The following is a 17,258-nucleotide window of genomic DNA, read 5'->3' as shown; positions in this document are numbered from 1 at the left end:
TTTTGTTCCGGCGCGGTATCTGTTGAGGCATGTCGCGATTGCCTGCCCCTCTGCAAAGCTGGTTCGACGCCCGGGAGTGGCGGATGCACCCGCACCAAGCGGCGATGCTGGAGCGGGCGGATGCGCCCGCGTTGCTGCTGATCGCGCCCACCGGCGGGGGCAAGACTCTGGCGGGGTTCCTGCCGACATTGTGCGAGCTGGGGACCGCGCCGGAGAACGGGCTGCATACGCTTTACGTGTCGCCACTGAAGGCGCTGGCGGCGGATATCAAGCGCAACCTGCGGACACCGATCGAGGAGGCCGGACTGGCGATCCGGGTCGAGGACCGCACCGGCGACACACCCGCAAGCCGCAAGAAACGCCAGCGCGCTGACCCGCCGCATATCCTGCTGACCACGCCGGAATCGCTGGCGCTGCTGACGTCCTACGAGGATGCGCCGCGGATGTTTGCCGGGTTGCAGCGGGTGGTGGTCGACGAGATCCACGCGCTGGCCGAAAGCAAGCGGGGTGATCAGCTGTTCCTTGCGCTGGCACGGTTGCAGGCGATCTGTCCCGGGCTGCGGCGGGTTGGTCTTTCGGCCACGGTCGACGATCCACATTCAATCGCGGAGCTTCTGGCGCGCCATCCCGACAGCTGCGAAATCCTGCAGGCCGACCCGGGGCCCGATCCGGACATTGCCATGCTGGTGACGGAGGAAGCCCCGCCCTGGTCGGGGGGCGGGGCGGCCTATGCCATTCCTGCCGTTCTGGAGCAGGTCAAGCGGCACAAGACGACGCTGATCTTTCACAACACGCGGGCGCAGGCGGAGATCTTTTTTCACAATCTATGGCTGGCGAACGACGACGCCCTGCCAATCGGCATCCACCATAGATCGCTGGACCGGCAGCAGCGCGAAAAGGTCGAGGCGGCAATGGTGCGCGGCGATTTGCGCGCGATCGTCTGCACCGGGTCGCTGGACCTGGGCATCGACTGGGGTGATGTGGACCTGGTGATCCAGGTCGGCGCGCCAAAGAACGTCAAGCGCCTGGTGCAGCGGATCGGGCGGGCCAACCACCGCTATAACGCACCGTCGAAGGCCCTGTTGGTGCCGGCCAACCGGTTCGAGGTGGTGGAATGCCTGGCCGCGCTGCAGGCGGTGAAAGCGCATGACCTGGACGGCGATCCGCGCGGGCCGGGGCCGCGCGACGTGCTATGTCAGCACATCCTGATCGCCGCCTGTGCCGGACCGTTCGACGCCGACGCGCTTTTTGCCGAGATGACCAGTGCCGGCGCCTTTGCGACGCTGACGCGGCAGGGCTTTGACGATTGCCTGCAGTTCTGCGCCACCGGGGGCTATGCCCTGCGGGCCTATGACCAGTGGCAGCGGCTGGTGCAGCGGCCCGACGGGCGCTGGCAGTTGCGCGACCCGCGCAGCGCCGTGCGGATCCGGCAGAACATCGGCACGATCCAGGACACCGATACGCTCAAGGTACGCTGGCGCGGGCGCGGTGGCGCGCCACTGGGCGAGATCGAGGAAGGCTTCGCCGCATCGCTGTCGCGCGGCGATACCTTTCTGATCGGCGGGCAGATCGTGCGCTACGAAGGGCTGCGGGACCTGACGGTCGAGGTCAGCCGCGACCCGGGCCGCAAGCCCAGGATCGCCACGTTCAACGGCACCAAGTTCTCGACCTCGACCCAGTTGAGCCAGCGCATCCTGCAGATGTTCCGGCACGGCGACTGGTCGGGCCTGCCCGATCATACCGCCGACTGGCTGCGGTTGCAGGCCGAGGTCAGCCGCCTGCCGGAACCCGGGCGGTTGATGGTGGAGACCTTTCCCCATGACGGGCGGCAACAGATGGTGGTTTACGGCTTTGCCGGTCGCAACGCGCAGCAGACGTTGGGGCTGCTACTGACCAAGCGGATGGAGGAGATGGGGCTGGCCCCCATGGGGTTCGTGGCCACAGACTATGCCACGCTGATCTGGGGGCTTGAGGCGGTGACCGATCCGACCCCGCTGTTCGACCTGGCCGCGTTGGAGGCGGGGCTGGACGGCTGGCTGGCGGGCAACGCCGTGATGAAACGCACGTTTCGCGCCAGTGCCACCATTGCAGGGCTGATCGAACGGCAGGTGGGTGGGCAACGCAAGACCGGGCGGCAGGCCACGATGTCGTCGGATATCCTGTATGATACGTTGCTGAAATACGACCCCGATCACCTGCTGATGCAGATCACGCGGGAAGAGGCGATGCGCGGGCTGGTCGATTTCGCCCGCATCCGCGAGATGTGCGACCGGGTGGGCGACCGTATCGACCACATCCGGCTGAGCCGGATCACGCCGCTGTCGGCGCCGCTGTTCCTGGAACACGGACGGGTGCCAATCAAGGGGTCGGCCGAGGAGCGGCTGTTGCAGGAAGAGGTGACGCGCCTTCTGAACGAAAGCGGGCTGGCGCAGGTCGATGCCCTTCCGTCGCGGCCGCGGTGGCGGTTGCGTTGATCCTGACGAACAGGTGCGGACATTCGGACGTGGCGTTCCGCTCGCCCGCGCGGGCACCTGTGCTATCGAAGGCGCAAAGGAAACAGGGAGGCGACCGATGATCCTGACCGAAACCCAGGAACAGATCCGCGACGCGGTGCGGGAATTCGCGCAGGAACGGCTGGCCCCCGGGGCGGCAGCGCGCGACCGTGACCACGCCTTTCCGCGCGACGAACTGGCCGAGATGGGTGCACTTGGCTTCATGGGCATGGTCGTACCGGAAGAATACGGCGGGTCCGACACCGGCACCGTGGCCTACGCGCTGGCACTGGAAGAAATCGCCGCGGCCGACGGCGCGTGCTCGACGATCCTGTCGGTGCATTCCTCGGTCGGCTGCGCGCCGATCCTGCGGTTCGGCAGTGACGATCAGAAAGCCCGGTTCCTGCCCGACATGGCGGCGGGCAGGAAGATCGGCGGGTTTGCCCTGACGGAACCGCACGCGGGTTCGGACGCCTCTGCGCTGAAGACCCGGGCAGTGCGCGACGGTGATCACTTTGTGATCAACGGGTCGAAGCAATTCATCACTTCGGGCAAGAACGGCGATGTCATCATCGTCTTTGCGGTCACCGATCCGGCTGCGGGCAAAAAGGGCATCTCTGCCTTCATCGTGCCAACCGACACCCCCGGATACGACGTGGTTTCGGTCGAACACAAGCTGGGCCAGCACAGTTCAGACACCTGCGCGCTGGCCTTCACCGACATGCGTGTTCCGGCGGAGAACCTGCTGGGCGAAGAAGGGCAAGGCTATCGCATCGCATTGGCCAACCTCGAAGGCGGGCGGATCGGCATCGCGTCGCAATCCGTCGGCATGGCGCGTGCGGCGTATGAGACAGCGCTGGCCTATGCCCGTGAACGGGTGACCTTTGGCAAACCCATCATCGAACACCAGGCGGTGGCATTCCGGCTGGCCGATATGGCGACGAAGATCGAGGCCGCGCGCCACATGGTGTTGCACGCCGCGGCGCTGCGCGAGGCGGGCAAGCCCTGCCTGACAGAGGCGTCGATGGCCAAGCTGTTCGCTTCGGAAATGGCGGAACAGGTCTGTTCCGCGGCGATCCAGATCCACGGCGGATACGGCTATTTGGCTGACTATCCGGTGGAACGGATTTATCGCGATGTGCGGGTCTGCCAGATCTACGAAGGCACCAGCGACGTGCAGCGGCTGGTCATCGCGCGGGGCCTGTAACCTTTTGTGCCACAAACCAAAAAGCCCCACCAGAGGCGGGGCTTTTTCGTGGTCCGGTTGGTGGAGCCTAGGGGGATCGAACCCCTGACCTCTACAATGCCATTGTAGCGCTCTCCCAGCTGAGCTAAGGCCCCGTAACCGTGCGCGTCGAATTACGCGAGCGCGCGGGCGGGTTCAAGTCGAAAAATCCAGCCCGCGCGAAAATTTTGCGTCAGCTGTCGTCGTCGTCCGAAGCAACATCCGCCAGATCGTCGAGCGAAACGTTCTCTTCTTCGTCGTCGTCGTCCAGCAGATCATCCTCGAGTTCGACATCGACGTCATCATCATCGAGCAGATCGTCATCGTCGGAGACTTTCGCCTTTGCCTTCGATGCCGCATCTTCTGCGTCCGCAGAGATCATCCGCGGTTTGGTGGTGTCGATTTCAATCACTTCGCCGGTGTACGGGCTGACGATCGGCGAGCGGTTCAGGTCGTAGAAACGCTTCCCGGTGGTCGGGCAAATGCGTTTGACGCCCCATTCTTCCTTGGGCATGCGTGGTCCCTTCATGAATCCGTGGTCTTGTAGACGATCGCGGCCAACTGCCATAACACGGGCGGCGTGTCAAAGGCTTTGGCGCGGTCATTCTTTTGAGGCAAGGGATATGGGAACACTTCGTCTGCCCGGCACCCCACCCATAGACATTCTTCTGCGCCGGTCCGCCCGTGCGCGGCGAATGAGCCTGCGCCTGTCACAGTTGGATGGGCGCGTCACCCTGACCCTGCCCAAACGCGTCCCAGAGACCGAGGCACTGGCGTTTGCCCGCGACAAGGAAGCGTGGCTGCGCAGCCACCTGGAAAAACGCGGCGGCGACATCCTGCCCACGGCCGGCGCAGCAATCCCGCTGCGCGGGGTTGAGACACGAATCGACCTTGCCATGGGACGGCGGGTGGTTCTGCGCCCCGACCGGATCGAGGTGCCCGGCCCCGCCGAACAGATCCCCGCCCGATTGCGCGGCTGGCTGCGGGAAGAGGCGCGCACGCGGCTGACACAGGCCGCCGATCACTATGCCGCAGAACTGGGCCTGCCCTATAGCCGCATCACCCTGCGCGACACCCGGTCACGCTGGGGGTCGTGCACCAGTGACGGGGCGCTGATGTTTTCCTGGCGGCTGATCCTCACTCCGCCAGAAATTCTGAACTATGTCGCTGCGCACGAGGTCGCCCATTTGGCCGAGATGAACCATTCGCAGGCGTTCTGGGACACGGTCACGCGAATCCACGGCCCGTGGAAGACGCAACGCACCTGGCTGCGCCAGCACGGTGCCGGTTTGCACCGCTATAAATTCGGGGATTGAAAGTCTTCAATTGACCGGCGCAGAATTTGTGATCACATATTCCCATGCTGTCCGCCAAGCCCAATCCCGACCTAAATGCCTCGGCCCATGACCGCGTCTATCGCGGGCTGCGGTCGCGCATCATGGTGGGGGAAATCCCTCCGGGCGCCGCCCTGACCCTGCGTGGGATCGGAGCGGATTTCGGGGTTTCGATGACCCCAGCGCGCGAAGCCGTGCGCCGGCTTGTCGCCGAAGGCGCACTGTCGCTGTCAAGTTCGGGCCGGTTATCGACGCCGGAGCTTTCGAACGAGCGGATCGAAGAACTGGCCGCACTTCGGTCATTGTTGGAAGTCGAACTTGCCAGCCGGGCCCTGCCCCGCGCGCACATCGCCCTGATCGACCGCCTCACCACGATCAACAACGCGGTGGGCGACATGGTGTCGAACCGCGATGCCGTTGGCTATATCCGTACGAACTTAGAGTTTCACCGGACAATTTACCTGCGCGCGCAAGCCCCGGCGATGCTGGCCATGGCGGAAAACGTCTGGCTGCAACTCGGGCCCACGATGCGCGCGCTGTATGGCCGGCTGCGCAGAACGGAACCGCCGCGCTATCACAAGCTGATCATTGCGGCGCTGAAATCCGGGGATGAACCGAGCCTGCGGCTGGCGGTGCGTTCGGACGTGACGCAAGGGCTGCGTCTGCTGGTGGCCTGACACGCAAGACATGGCTTTCAAGACACCCAAATCGCAGGTCCTGACCAAGTTCGTGCTGTTGCTTGGCCTGCTGGCGGCGAATTTCCTGTATCTCAGCCTGAAATTCGATCTGGCCACGGGCGGCATTGCGTCCGCCCTGACATGGAGCTTTTTCGTGTTGTGCACGCCAATCGCCGATGCCGGGTTCCTGCTGGATTTCCCGCTGCGACTGATCTTTGGCATAAGAATGGTGCTGTCCGAACTGATGGTCTGGGCGCTGGCTATCGGTACGAATGTCGCCACACTGCTGCTGGCGCAGCAATATTACGACACTACGATCCTGACAAGAATCCTGCACCAGATCCTGATTACGCCATGGCCCTACTGGTCGGTGATCGTTCTGTCCGCGACGGGCACCTTTCTGTCAATCCGGTTCGGTGATGAACTGATGGACATCCTGAACCACCGCGATCGAAGTTTTTTTCAGGCGCATCACTTCAAGTACGAACTGATCCTGTTCGCCTTTTTCCTGATGGTGCTGTTCGGATATTTCGAACTGATCCGGGAACTGGGCCTGGAACAGATCCTGTGACCCGGCCTAGGCCGCCAGCCCCTTGGAGCCCATCGACAGAAACTTGGCCCGACGATTGCGGATCAGATCTTCGCGTGTCATGTCGTTCAGTTCCGACAACATGGCGGCGATGGTATTGCCCACGGCGGTGATCGTCTTTTTCCGGTCACGATGGGCGCCGCCCATGGGTTCGGGGATAATCCGGTCTGACACGCCCAGCTGATACAGGTCTTGCGCGGTCAGGCGCAGCGCTTCGGCGGCTTCGCGCATCTTTTCGGAATCCTTCCACAGGATCGACGCGCAGCCTTCGGGCGAGATCACGGAATAGACCGAATGTTCCAGCATTGCCAGACGGTTCGCCGTGGCAAAGGCCACCGCCCCGCCAGACCCGCCTTCGCCGATGACAACGGACACCAGCGGCACGCCGATCTGAAGGCATTTTTCAGTCGACCGGGCGATCGCCTCGGACTGGCCGCGTTCCTCGGCCCCCTTGCCGGGATAGGCGCCGGGGGTGTCGACCAGCGACACGACGGGCAGATTGAAACGGTCAGCCATGTCCATCAGGCGCACCGCCTTGCGATACCCTTCGGGCCGCGCCATGCCGAAATTGCGGTGGATGCGGCTTTCGGTGTCGTGGCCTTTTTCATGGCCGATCACCACCACCGGGCGATCATTGAACCGCGCCAGACCGCCCATCACAGCATGATCGTCGGAAAACCCGCGATCACCTGCAAGCGGGGTGTATTCGGTAAACAGCGCCTCGATATAGTCCTTGCAATGCGGCCGGTTGGGGTGCCGTGCGACCTGGCATTTCCGCCAGGGCGTCAGTTTCTTGTAAAGGTCTTTCAGCAGTGCGTCGGCCTTGCGGTCCAGCGCCGCGGCCTCGTCCTCGATATCCATGTCCTCGTTGCCGCGTGCCATGGCGCGCAGCTCTTCCGCCTTGCCTTCAATCTCGGCCAGCGGTTTTTCAAAATCGAGGTAGTGAGTCATACCGGAAAACCCCTTGAATCGTGCGCCGTATATGGCCTGCGTTGCCGCCGGATGCAACAAAGCAAGAGTTCAGACGGATCTACAGGAACAGTGCCATCCCAAGCGAGGCCACCAAAAGCCCGGCCATCGTCCAGTTGAAAACCCTCAGTCGACGCGCATTCGTCAGCCAACGCCGCACCTCGCGTCCCAGAAGCACCCAGCAAAAGGCCGAGGCCGTGCCGATCACAAGGAACACGCCCGACACCCACAGCACCGCCGGCAGGTCGCGGCTGGCGGCATATAGCGTGATCGCGCCCAGCGCCATCGACCAGCCCTTGGGGTTGACCCACTGAAACGCCGCCGCCTGCAGGAAGGTCAGAGGGCGGCCGCCCACCTTGCCTTCGCCCGGCGCGGTGGCCTTGGTCAGTTTCCACGCAAGATACAGCATATAGACCACGGCAACCACTTTGAGGACGGTATGCGCGGGCGGCCAGATGTCGAACAGGCGCATCGCGCCCAACCCGACCGGAACGATCATCACCGGAAAGCCGATGGCGACGCCGAACAGATGCGGCAGCGTGCGCGGCAGACCGAAATTGGCGCCAGAGGTCATCAACATCACGTTGTTGGGCCCCGGCGTGAACAGCGTCACGGCGGCGAAGGTCGAGAGGGCAAGGAGAAGATCGAGCGTCATAATTGCAATATTTGCCACGCCGGGCGCGGCATGAAGTTGCAATTTGCGGCGCAATCGTTGAACAGATGCAATATATGACCGAACTTGACGCAATTGACCGAAAAATATTGCAGGAACTGACCAGCGACGGCCGGATCAGCAACCTTGCGCTGGCGGATCGCGTGGGGTTGTCACCGTCCGCCTGCCTGCGGCGGGTAACGGCACTGGAACGGCGCGGGGTGATTTCCGGCTATCGCGCGGTGCTGGATCCCGACGCGATGGGTGTGGGCTTCGTGGCTTATGTCATGGTCGGGCTGGGCCAGCACACCAAGGCCAGCCAGGAAGCGTTCGAAAAGGCGATTTCGCGCAGCCCCGAGGTTCGGGAATGCCACAACATCACCGGCAGCTGGGAATACCTTCTGCGGGTCGAGGCGGCGGACCTTGCCAGCTACAAGCATTTTCACACAGACGTGCTGGGCGTGCTGCCGCAGGTCAACGCCATCACGTCCTATGTCGTGATGGGCAGCCCCAAGGACGAACGGGCCTAGCCGCGCATCAGGTCCGGCAGTTCTCCGTTCAACCCCGCCGCTTCGCGGATGAACCCGCGGCGCAACCCGGGCACCGCGTTGATCGCCGCCATGCCCATGTCACGCCCAAGCCGCAGAAGCGGGTTGTCGTTGGAAAACAGCTTGTTGAACAGGTCGGTCGAGGCTGCCAGCGTCGCGGTGTCAAACCGCCGCCATTGGGCATAGCGGTCCAGCACGAAGGGGCTCGCGAAATCTTCGCCGCGTTTGACGGCATGTGAAATCACATGCGCCAGCACTGCCACGTCGCGGAATCCGGCGTTCAGCCCCTGCCCCGCAATCGGGTGCATCCCGTGCGCGGCATCGCCGATTAGCGCAACACGGTCGGCGGTAATGGCATTGGCCAGCGTTAGGTTCAGCGGATAAAGGAACCGACGCCCTTCCAGCCGGATATCACCGAGGAAATCGCCGAAACGCGGGCGCAGTACCTGCAAGTATTCCTCGTCCGGCAGGGCATTGATCCGGCGCGCCATGTCGTGCCGTTCGCTCCAGACGATGGAACTGCGGTTGCCCGGAAGCGGCAGGATCGCCAGCGGCCCGGGCGGCATGAAGAACTGATGCGCCACGCCGCCATGCGGCTTGTCATGCGCAATTGCGCAGACCAGCGCCGTCTGGCCATAGTCCCAGCCGGTGCGCCGGATCCCCGCGCGGGCGGCCACGCCGCTTTGGCGGCCATCGGCCCCGACGATCAAACGGCATTTTACCGTATCGCCAGAGCCCAGCGTCAGCGTGGCCCCATCGGCGGCCACGTCCTGCGCCACCACGGTTTCCTGCGACACCAGCGTGATCAGGTCATTTTCCGCAACGGCGGCCAGCAAGGCGCGGCGCAGGTAGCGGTCTTCGACCATGAAGCCCATCGGGCCTTCCTCGATCTCGTCGGACTCGAAATGCAGGCCAAGAAAGACGCGGCCTTCGCCGACGCGACCATCGCTGACCTTGATCTCGGTCATCGGTTGGGCGTTCATCGCCACCCGGTCCCAGATACCCAGGCCCTGCAGCATCCGCTTGGACGCCAGGGCCAGCGCATAGGCGCGGCCGTCGAAATCGCTGTCCTCGAAGGTTTCGACAGGCTGGGCGTCGATCAGGATCACGGAAAGCCCCACCTGCGCACAGGCAAGGGCCAAGGCGGGGCCGTTCAGCCCGCCGCCAACGATGGCGATATCAGCAAACTCGGTCATGGCGCGACTATGTCCTTTCGCGCGGCATTGTCCATGCGCCGCGCTGCCGCTACTCTCGCGCAAAACGACAGGGGATGCCATGACCGACTGGACCGAAAAAACCGCCGCAGAGCTGGGCCGCGCCATCGCCGCGCAAGAGGTCGACCCGGTCGACCTGCTGCAGGCATTCTATGACAAGATCGCGGCGCATCCGTTTGCCGACCGCATCTATGCCCGGCTGACCCCCGAACGCGCCCTGGCAGAGGCCAGGGCCGCATCCGACCGCGCCAAGGCGGGGCAGCGCCTGTCGCCTTTGGACGGTGTGCCAGTCAGTTGGAAGGATCTGTACGACACCGCGGGCATCGCGACCGAAGCCGGGTCCGCCCTGCTGAAAGGCCGCGTGCCGGACGCGGACGCGCTGGTTTTGCAGAACGCCACGGCGATGGGCACCGTCTGCCTGGGCAAGACGCATATGTCGGAACTGGCGTTTTCCGGCCTGGGGTTGAATCCGATCACCGCAACCTCGCCCTGCGTCAACGACCATGACGCTGTGGCGGGGGGCTCGTCCTCTGGCGCCGCCGCCTCTGTCGCGTTCCGGCTGGCGCCTGCTTCGGTGGGGTCGGACACGGGCGGATCGGTTCGCATCCCGTCGGTCTGGAACGACCTTGTCGGGCTGAAAACCACGTCGGGCCGGATCTCGATCAAAGGTGTGGTGCCACTGTGCGAGAAGTTCGACACCGTCGGACCACTGGTCCGAACGGTTGAAGACGCCGCGCTTATGCTGGCCGTGATCGAGGGCCGCACACCGATCGACACACGCACTCCCGCCCCGTTGACGGGCATGCGCTTCGGCGCTTTGCAAACCATCGTTCTGGACGATCTGCGCGACGTGCCCGCCAAGGCCCATGCCGCGACGCTGGAAAAACTGGCCGCGGCCGGGGCAGAGATCATCCCCTTCGATTTCCCCGAGATCGAAGCGGCAATGGCCGATGCCGGCGTGCTTTACACCACCGAGGCTTATGCCATCTGGCGCGACACGATCGAGGCGCAGCCGGACCTGATGTTTGCCCCGATCCGCGACCGGTTCCGCGCGGGCGCACAGTTCAGCGGTGCGGATTACGTCGCGGCGTGGCGCCGGCTGGACGCCATGCGTGAAATTTGGGCCAAGGCGACCGCCGGGTTCGACGCGGTGATTTGCCCGACCTCCCCGATGCTGGCGCCGAACGTAGACCGGCTGCTGTCCGACCCGGACTATTTCGTCGCTGAAAACCTGCTGGCGCTGCGCAACACCCGTGTCGGCAACCTGACCGGCGGGGCCATCGTGACCCTGCCCAACGGCACGCCCAGCTGTGGTTTGTCGCTGATGGGCCGCCCGATGGGCGAGGAGGAGATCCTGCGCATCGCCCTGTCGGTCGAAGCGGCGCTGGCCTGAGGCGACGCGCCCGCCGTCAGGCGATTGCGATTTTCCTGCCACAGGTCCCCGTTCCAGAAGGCTTTTTCTGGACGGGGGCCAGTGCTTTGCGTATCTTCGGCACAAAGCGGGGCGCAAACGATCCCGCAAGTCCGAGGCAGTCACAGATGTTCCCCGAGCGGTTTTCGAACCTACCGGCCTATGCGTTCCCGCGTTTGCGCGCCCTTCTGGACGTGCACGAACCGGGTGGGCCGGTGATTCACATGACGATTGGCGAGCCCAAGCACGCCTTCCCCGAATGGATCACGCAGATCATCGCCGATCATGCCGCTGACTTTGGGCGCTATCCGCCGAACGAAGGGTCTGCCGGTTTGCGCGCAGCGATGTGCGACTGGGTGCAGAACCGCTATGGCGTGACGCTGGACCCCGACACGCAGATCATGGCGCTGAACGGCACGCGCGAGGGGCTGTATAACGCCGCGATGGCGCTGTGCCCGGAAACCAAAGCGGGCCAACGCCCCGTGGTGCTGACGCCGAACCCGTTTTACCAAGTCTACATGGTGGCGGCGATTTCGGTCACCGCCGACCCGGTGTTCGTCAATGCCACCGATGCCACCGGCCACCTGCCGGATTTCGCATCCCTGCCCGATGACGTGCTCGACCGAACGGCGATTGCCTATATCTGTTCCCCCGCGAACCCGCAGGGCGCCGTGGCCGACGAAGACTATTGGCAGACGGTGATCGCGCTGGCCGAAAAGCACGATTTCCAGATCTTCGCCGACGAATGCTATTCCGAGATCTATCGCGACACGCCGCCCACCGGCGCGTTGCAGGTGGCGCGGGCGATGGGCGCACACCCTGAGCGTGTGGTGATCTTCCATTCCTTGTCGAAACGGTCGAACCTTCCGGGACTGCGTGCCGGGTTCATCGCGGGCGGTGCGGACAGCATCGCGCGGGTGAAACAGCTGCGCAACTATTCCGGCGCTCCCCTGCCGCTGCCGCTGCAACACGCCGCCGAAGCGGTCTGGCGCGACGAGGCGCATGTCGTGGAAAACCGCAGGCTCTATGGCGAGAAATACGCGCTGGCCGACCGCTTTTTTGGCAACGTACCGGGCTACATGTCGCCACAGGCGGGCTTTTTCCTGTGGTTGCCGGTCGAGGATGGCGAAGCCGCGGCGCTGAAGCTGTGGCAGGAAACCGGGGTGCGGGTGCTGCCGGGCGCTTACCTGTCGCGCGACACCGCCGACGGCAATCCGGGCAAGGGATATATCCGGGTGGCGATGGTCGCCCCCTACGACGAGACTGAACAGGGCCTGACGAAGATCAGGGACTGTCTTTACGCATAAGAACAAGAAACGACGAGGCGAGACATGGCATATCAGGCACGCGGGCGCGATCCGCTCTTTGACAGCAACATGCAGGCCGCGATTGAACGTCGCGGCAAAGAGCTGATCGGGATTGCACTGATCGTTCTGGGGCTCATGGCCGCCGCGATGATCGCCTCTTACGTGCCCGAAGACCCAAGCTGGCTGTCGGCCACCGACGCGCCGGTGCAGAACTGGATGGGCCGGTTCGGTGCGTCCATCGCCGCACCGCTTTACATGATCGTGGGTCGCGGGGCCTGGGCGGTGCCCGTGGTGCTGCTGGCCTGGGGCCTGCGCTTTACCCTGCACCAGGGCGAAGACCGCGCACTGCCGAACCTGATCTTCTCGCCGATCTGGATCGCGCTGGTGTCGGTCTATGCCGCGGGCCAGCCTGTCGGACCGGACTGGACCTACAGCTATGGCATGGGCGGGCTGTTCGGCGACATGCTGATGGGCAGCCTGCTGAACCTGCTGCCGGTGGGCGCGGAACTGGGGCTGACGCTGATGATGCTGGTACTGGGCGCCGGGATCGTGGCAATGGGCGCTTTTGTGCTGGGCTTCACCTTTCCCGAGGTACGCGCGATCATCCGCTTCCTGATCGTCGGCGTGATCATGGTCTATGCTACGCTCATGGCCCTGCTGGGGCGCGGCGCACACGGCGCGGTCTACGCGGCTCAGTCGATGCAGGCCCGCAATGCCGACCGCCGAGAGCGCGCCCGCATCGCCGCGGCAGAGGCCGCCCAGCAGCAAGCCGCCGAATGGGAAGCAGCCGAGGCCGCGCGCTATTCGCAGGCAGCGCCCAGCTACGTCGACGATGCGCCGCAACCCGAACCGGAAAAGACATCGTTCCTGTCGCGGATGCCATCGCTGATCCGGCGGACAGAGCCGATGCCCGAACCCGAATTGATCGAACCCGTCTCCGTGGCAGACGTGCAGGACGCCCCCGCCGAAGACCGCATTCGCGCCAAGATCACCAACGTGATCCGCAACCGCACCGGTGCCGCCCGGCAGGCCGAAATCGAAAAGGTCGCCCCCCTGACCAAGGGCCGTGGCCGCAAGCCCGACCCGTTGATCGTCGATCCACATCCGCATGGCAGCCTGCCACCTGAACCGCCGTTGACTGCGCGCGGCGCCGCCGGGCTGAAACCCGAGCCGCCGCTGACCGCACGCGCCGCTGCGCCCCACCCCACTCTGCCCCCGGCCCCGCAGGACGACGCCTTTATTGACGTTCCCGCGGAAGACGAAGACGACCTTGGCGACTACGATGATTACCGTCTGGCCGCGTTCCAGCCGGTCGAACAACCGTTTGCCGCGCCCCAGCCTGTCCAGCGCAAGCAACTGGTGCAGCCGTCCGTGCGCAAGCCGATCCAGCCGTCTCGCCGCGCACAGGCAGAGGCGCAACCGCAACTGAAATTCGAAGACAGCCAGCCGCAGTATGAACTGCCGCCGCTGAACCTGCTGCTGAACCCCGACCAGGTCGAACGCCACGTCTTGTCGGACGAAGCCCTGGAAGAAAACGCACGGATGCTGGAAACGGTCCTGGATGACTATGGCATCAAGGGTGAAATCGTGTCGGTCCGTCCCGGCCCCGTGGTCACCATGTACGAACTGGAACCGGCGCCGGGCCTGAAGGCCAGCCGCGTGATCGGCTTGGCGGATGACATCGCGCGGTCCATGTCGGCGCTGTCGGCCCGCGTGTCGACCGTGCCGGGGCGCACCGTGATCGGGATCGAACTGCCCAACGCCGACCGCGAAATGGTCGCGCTGCGCGAAATCCTGTCGGCGCGCGACTATGGCGATGGCAAGCACAAGCTGCCGCTGGCGCTTGGCAAGGATATCGGCGGCGAGGCGATGGTCGCGAACCTCGCGAAGATGCCCCACCTGCTGATCGCCGGGACAACCGGTTCGGGTAAGTCGGTGGCGATCAACACCATGATCCTGTCGCTGCTCTACAAGCTGACGCCTGACGACTGCCGCCTGATCATGATCGACCCCAAGATGCTGGAACTGTCGGTCTATGACGGCATTCCCCACCTGCTGTCGCCGGTTGTGACCGACCCGAAAAAGGCCGTCGTGGCGCTGAAGTGGGTCGTGGCCGAGATGGAAGAGCGCTATCGCAAGATGTCCAAGATGGGCGTGCGCAACATCGACGGCTATAACTCCCGCGTCGAGGACGCGCTGAGCCGCAACGAGATGTTCGAACGGACCGTTCAAACCGGCTTTGACGAGGAAACCGGCGATCCGATCTTCGAGACCGAGGAATTCGAGCCCAAGAAGATGCCCTATATCGTCGTTATCGTCGACGAAATGGCTGATCTAATGATGGTTGCGGGCAAAGAGATCGAAGCCTGCATCCAGCGGCTGGCGCAGATGGCCCGTGCCTCTGGCATCCACCTGATCATGGCCACGCAGCGTCCGTCGGTCGACGTGATCACCGGCACGATCAAGGCGAACTTCCCCACCCGGATCTCGTTCCAGGTGACGTCGAAGATCGACAGCCGCACGATCCTGGGCGAAATGGGCGCCGAACAGCTGCTGGGCATGGGTGACATGCTCTATATGGCGGGCGGATCGCGCATCACCCGCTGCCACGGTCCGTTCGTGTCGGACACCGAGGTCGAGGAAGTCGTGAACTTCCTCAAGGCCTATGGCCCGCCGGATTATGTCTCGGGCGTGCTCGACGGGCCGGATGACGACAAGGCCGACAGCATCGACGCGGTTCTTGGCCTGAACACCGGTGGCAACACTGATGGCGAGGACGCGCTGTACGATCAGGCGGTGGCGATCGTGATCAAGGATCGCAAGTGCTCGACATCCTATATCCAGCGCAAGCTGGCCATCGGCTATAACAAGGCTGCCCGGCTGGTCGAACAGATGGAAGATCAGGGCGTGGTCAGCGCCGCCAACCATGTTGGCAAGCGCGAAATCCTGGTGCCGGAACAGTAACCCCGCTCCCCCTGCCCCGCCATCTGGCGCGGCAGGGTCTTTTCCACCACGCAGGGAATTGCCGAAACCCCCGGCTGCTATCGTATAACATGCGGGCAGCGCTTATATTCGGGGGACAGGCAACCGCAAAGGACCGCTTCGGCATGACCCTTCGTACCCTCTCGCTCGCGCTTGTCGCCGGGCTGGCGATGACCACCAACGCAGCGGCAGAGAAGCTGTCGCTGAACGAACTGTCGCGCTATCTGAACACGCTGAAACAGGCCAAGGGCAGTTTCACCCAGATCAACAGCGACGGCACCATCAGCACCGGCACGATCTTCCTCAAGCGGCCGGGCCGGGTGCGGTTCGAATACAACCCGCCGGAACAGGCGCTGGTGCTGGCCGGTGGCGGGGCGGTGGCGATCATCGACAAGAAGGTGAAAACCTCGGAGCAATACCCGCTGAAGCGCACACCGCTCAGCATCATCCTGGCGCAGAACGTCAATCTTGCGCAGGCCAACATGGTGACCGGGCACAGTTCCGACGGCACCTCGACCACGGTGCGCGCACAGGATCCCGAACACCCCGAATACGGCAATATCGAGCTGGTTTTCACCGGCAACCCGACAGAGCTGCGGCAATGGCGGATCAACGACGACGCGGGCAATTCCACCACTGTGATCCTTGGCGAACTGGACAAATCCGCTTCGCTGGGCGAGATGATGTTCAGCATCCCGTTCGAAATCGACAGGCTGGAACGTTAAGCCGCGCGCACGTCGGACCGGGTGTCGGCCTGTGTCACCTCCAGATACTGGGCGCGCGGGCCCAGATGGTCGAAAAGGCTGCGCTCGGTCCCGGTCATCCAGGCCTGCGCCCCCAACTCGCAGATTTCATCGAACAGCGCCGCGCGGCGGTCGGGGTCCAGGTGGGCTGCGACCTCGTCCAGCAGCAGGATCGGGGCCATGTCGATATCGGCCGCCAGGGCCCGTGCATTGGCCAGGATCAACGAAATCAGCAGCGCCTTCTGTTCCCCCGTCGAACACTCGCGTGCCGGCGTCGACTTGGCAGCATAGCTGGCGTCAAGATCCGCACGGTGCGGCCCGACAAGGCTGCGCCCGGCGTGGTAATCCTGAGGCCGTGACGCGGCAAGCGCCTGCTGAAGGCTGTCTTCAGTCTCGGGCAGGTCGCCATCGGCATGGATCAGCGCCAGATCGGCGGCAGGGAACTGCGTGGCAGCCCCGTCCTGTGCGGCGGCGATCCTGGCCAGCGTGGCTTGCCGGTTGGCATGGATTTCAACGCCCGCGCGGGCCATCTGCACTTCCAGGGCATGAAACCAGGACGCGTCCTGAACATGATCCTTCAACAGCCGGTTGCGGTCGCGCATCGCCTTTTCATAGGCCAGCACGGCATCGCCATGACCGGGGAAGAAGCTGAGCGTCATACGGTCCAGAAACCGCCTGCGCCCTTCTGCGCCTTCGATCCACAGCCGGTCCATCGACGGCAGCAGCCACAGCACCCGCGCCACCTGCCCCAGCATGGTCTGGGTCGCGGATTTGCCGTCGATCTTCACACTGCGCGCCGCGCCGTCCTGTGACTGAAAGCTGATCTCGTGGGGCTGGCGCACCCCATGGAGGATGCCGTCGACTTTCCACCCCAAGGCCTCGGGGCGCCGGGTCATGTCGCCCGCCGCCGCCCGCCGCATCCCCCGGCCGGGGGAAAACAGTGACACGGCCTCCAGCAGATTGGTCTTTCCCGCGCCATTCGGGCCATAGATCGCCACCGGCCGCGCATCCGCCACCACCTCGGCCCGCTTGTGCGAACGAAAGTGCGACAGGGTCAGCGAGGACAGATAGAGCGCGGTCATGGCCTTTAGGTATCGCGGGATCGAAAGGGCCGC

Annotated in this window: 15 protein-coding genes and 1 tRNA gene; 10 read left to right on the top strand and 6 right to left on the bottom strand. The window is 64.3% G+C overall.

The window, feature by feature from the left end; all coding sequences use genetic code 11:
• Positions 1-29: 29 nt before the first annotated feature.
• Positions 30-2,474 (top strand): ligase-associated DNA damage response DEXH box helicase, encoded by a 2,445-nt coding sequence (locus VK792_RS11245; protein ID WP_326297584.1) that lies wholly within the window; start codon positions 30-32, stop codon positions 2,472-2,474.
• A 97-nt stretch (positions 2,475-2,571) separates the two neighbouring features.
• On the top strand, positions 2,572-3,699 hold the full coding sequence (locus tag VK792_RS11240) for an acyl-CoA dehydrogenase family protein (protein ID WP_326297583.1): 1,128 nt from the start codon (positions 2,572-2,574) through the stop codon (positions 3,697-3,699).
• Between the two features lie 58 nt (positions 3,700-3,757).
• On the opposite strand, the gene VK792_RS11235 is transcribed toward VK792_RS11240, so the two are convergent.
• Together VK792_RS11235 and VK792_RS11230 are read right to left on the bottom strand one after the other, a co-directional pair.
• A tRNA-Ala gene (locus VK792_RS11235) sits at positions 3,758-3,833 on the bottom strand.
• A 77-nt stretch (positions 3,834-3,910) separates the two neighbouring features.
• Entirely contained in the window at positions 3,911-4,231 is a 321-nt protein-coding gene (locus tag VK792_RS11230; protein WP_326297582.1) for a TIGR02300 family protein, read from the bottom strand.
• Positions 4,232-4,340: 109 nt separating this feature from the next.
• Between VK792_RS11230 and VK792_RS11225 the strand changes: the two genes are divergently transcribed.
• Genes VK792_RS11225 through VK792_RS11215 form a run of 3 tightly spaced genes read left to right on the top strand, consistent with a single transcriptional unit; the run spans position 4,341 to position 6,299 of the window.
• Positions 4,341-5,033, top strand: a complete 693-nt coding sequence (locus tag VK792_RS11225; RefSeq protein WP_326297581.1) for a M48 family metallopeptidase — start codon at positions 4,341-4,343, stop codon at positions 5,031-5,033.
• Positions 5,034-5,077: 44 nt separating this feature from the next.
• Positions 5,078-5,728, top strand: a complete 651-nt coding sequence (locus VK792_RS11220; RefSeq protein ID WP_326297580.1) for a GntR family transcriptional regulator — start codon at positions 5,078-5,080, stop codon at positions 5,726-5,728.
• Positions 5,729-5,738: 10 nt separating this feature from the next.
• Entirely contained in the window at positions 5,739-6,299 is a 561-nt protein-coding gene (locus tag VK792_RS11215; RefSeq protein WP_326297579.1) for a hypothetical protein, read from the top strand.
• Between the two features lie 6 nt (positions 6,300-6,305).
• Here VK792_RS11215 and VK792_RS11210 read toward each other — a convergent pair whose 3' ends face one another.
• A complete protein-coding gene (locus tag VK792_RS11210) occupies positions 6,306-7,268 on the bottom strand; it encodes an acetyl-CoA carboxylase carboxyltransferase subunit alpha (RefSeq protein ID WP_326297578.1) in 963 nt (320 codons plus the stop codon).
• A 79-nt stretch (positions 7,269-7,347) separates the two neighbouring features.
• A complete protein-coding gene (locus VK792_RS11205) occupies positions 7,348-7,941 on the bottom strand; it encodes a LysE family translocator (protein ID WP_326297577.1) in 594 nt (197 codons plus the stop codon).
• A 74-nt stretch (positions 7,942-8,015) separates the two neighbouring features.
• Between VK792_RS11205 and VK792_RS11200 the strand changes: the two genes are divergently transcribed.
• Complete coding sequence (locus tag VK792_RS11200) at positions 8,016-8,468, top strand: Lrp/AsnC family transcriptional regulator (protein ID WP_326297576.1); 453 nt, start codon at positions 8,016-8,018, stop codon at positions 8,466-8,468.
• Here VK792_RS11200 and VK792_RS11195 read toward each other — a convergent pair.
• Positions 8,465-9,682: a UbiH/UbiF/VisC/COQ6 family ubiquinone biosynthesis hydroxylase gene (locus tag VK792_RS11195; protein WP_326297575.1), complete on the bottom strand. Its 1,218-nt coding sequence runs from the start codon at positions 9,680-9,682 to the stop codon at positions 8,465-8,467. The two genes, VK792_RS11200 and VK792_RS11195, sit on opposite strands and share 4 nt — an antisense overlap.
• A 79-nt stretch (positions 9,683-9,761) precedes the next feature.
• On the opposite strand from VK792_RS11195, the gene VK792_RS11190 reads away from it, so the two are divergent.
• The 4 genes from VK792_RS11190 (at position 9,762) to VK792_RS11175 (ending at position 16,125) form a co-directional block, all read left to right on the top strand.
• A complete protein-coding gene (locus VK792_RS11190) occupies positions 9,762-11,093 on the top strand; it encodes an amidase (protein ID WP_326297574.1) in 1,332 nt (443 codons plus the stop codon).
• A gap of 146 nt (positions 11,094-11,239) precedes the next feature.
• Positions 11,240-12,418 carry an aminotransferase class I/II-fold pyridoxal phosphate-dependent enzyme gene (locus VK792_RS11185; protein WP_326297573.1) on the top strand — a complete coding sequence of 393 codons (1,179 nt, stop codon included), beginning with the start codon at positions 11,240-11,242 and terminating at the stop codon, positions 12,416-12,418.
• Between the two features lie 24 nt (positions 12,419-12,442).
• Positions 12,443-15,382: a DNA translocase FtsK gene (locus tag VK792_RS11180; protein WP_326297572.1), complete on the top strand. Its 2,940-nt coding sequence runs from the start codon at positions 12,443-12,445 to the stop codon at positions 15,380-15,382.
• Positions 15,383-15,525: 143 nt separating this feature from the next.
• Positions 15,526-16,125: a LolA family protein gene (locus VK792_RS11175; RefSeq protein ID WP_326297571.1), complete on the top strand. Its 600-nt coding sequence runs from the start codon at positions 15,526-15,528 to the stop codon at positions 16,123-16,125.
• Here VK792_RS11175 and recF read toward each other — a convergent pair.
• Positions 16,122-17,225 (bottom strand): DNA replication/repair protein RecF, encoded by a 1,104-nt coding sequence (gene recF / locus VK792_RS11170; RefSeq protein ID WP_326297570.1) that lies wholly within the window; start codon positions 17,223-17,225, stop codon positions 16,122-16,124. The two genes, VK792_RS11175 and recF, sit on opposite strands and share 4 nt — an antisense overlap.
• Positions 17,226-17,258: the final 33 nt, after the last annotated feature.

This window comes from Mesobacterium hydrothermale (assembly GCF_035818635.1).
Taxonomy (GTDB): Bacteria; Pseudomonadota; Alphaproteobacteria; order Rhodobacterales; family Rhodobacteraceae; genus Mesobacterium_A; species Mesobacterium_A hydrothermale.
Note: the sequence above shows the minus strand (reverse complement) of the source record. Positions and strands in the feature narration are given on the sequence as shown.

Bases quoted from the DNA above. Each gene is read 5' to 3' on its own strand.
- VK792_RS11210 (WP_326297578.1), bottom strand. From the start codon at position 7,268: ATGACTCACTACCTCGATTTTGAAAAACCGCTGGCCGAGATTGAAGGC.
- VK792_RS11225 (WP_326297581.1), top strand. From the start codon at position 4,341: ATGGGAACACTTCGTCTGCCCGGCACCCCACCCATAGACATTCTTCTG.
- VK792_RS11220 (WP_326297580.1), top strand. From the start codon at position 5,078: ATGCTGTCCGCCAAGCCCAATCCCGACCTAAATGCCTCGGCCCATGAC.
- VK792_RS11190 (WP_326297574.1), top strand. From the start codon at position 9,762: ATGACCGACTGGACCGAAAAAACCGCCGCAGAGCTGGGCCGCGCCATC.
- VK792_RS11240 (WP_326297583.1), top strand. From the start codon at position 2,572: ATGATCCTGACCGAAACCCAGGAACAGATCCGCGACGCGGTGCGGGAA.
- VK792_RS11230 (WP_326297582.1), bottom strand. From the start codon at position 4,231: ATGCCCAAGGAAGAATGGGGCGTCAAACGCATTTGCCCGACCACCGGG.
- VK792_RS11180 (WP_326297572.1), top strand. From the start codon at position 12,443: ATGGCATATCAGGCACGCGGGCGCGATCCGCTCTTTGACAGCAACATG.
- VK792_RS11195 (WP_326297575.1), bottom strand. From the start codon at position 9,682: ATGACCGAGTTTGCTGATATCGCCATCGTTGGCGGCGGGCTGAACGGC.
- VK792_RS11245 (WP_326297584.1), top strand. From the start codon at position 30: ATGTCGCGATTGCCTGCCCCTCTGCAAAGCTGGTTCGACGCCCGGGAG.
- recF (WP_326297570.1), bottom strand. From the start codon at position 17,225: ATGACCGCGCTCTATCTGTCCTCGCTGACCCTGTCGCACTTTCGTTCG.
- VK792_RS11175 (WP_326297571.1), top strand. From the start codon at position 15,526: ATGACCCTTCGTACCCTCTCGCTCGCGCTTGTCGCCGGGCTGGCGATG.
- VK792_RS11205 (WP_326297577.1), bottom strand. From the start codon at position 7,941: ATGACGCTCGATCTTCTCCTTGCCCTCTCGACCTTCGCCGCCGTGACG.
- VK792_RS11200 (WP_326297576.1), top strand. From the start codon at position 8,016: ATGACCGAACTTGACGCAATTGACCGAAAAATATTGCAGGAACTGACC.
- VK792_RS11185 (WP_326297573.1), top strand. From the start codon at position 11,240: ATGTTCCCCGAGCGGTTTTCGAACCTACCGGCCTATGCGTTCCCGCGT.
- VK792_RS11215 (WP_326297579.1), top strand. From the start codon at position 5,739: ATGGCTTTCAAGACACCCAAATCGCAGGTCCTGACCAAGTTCGTGCTG.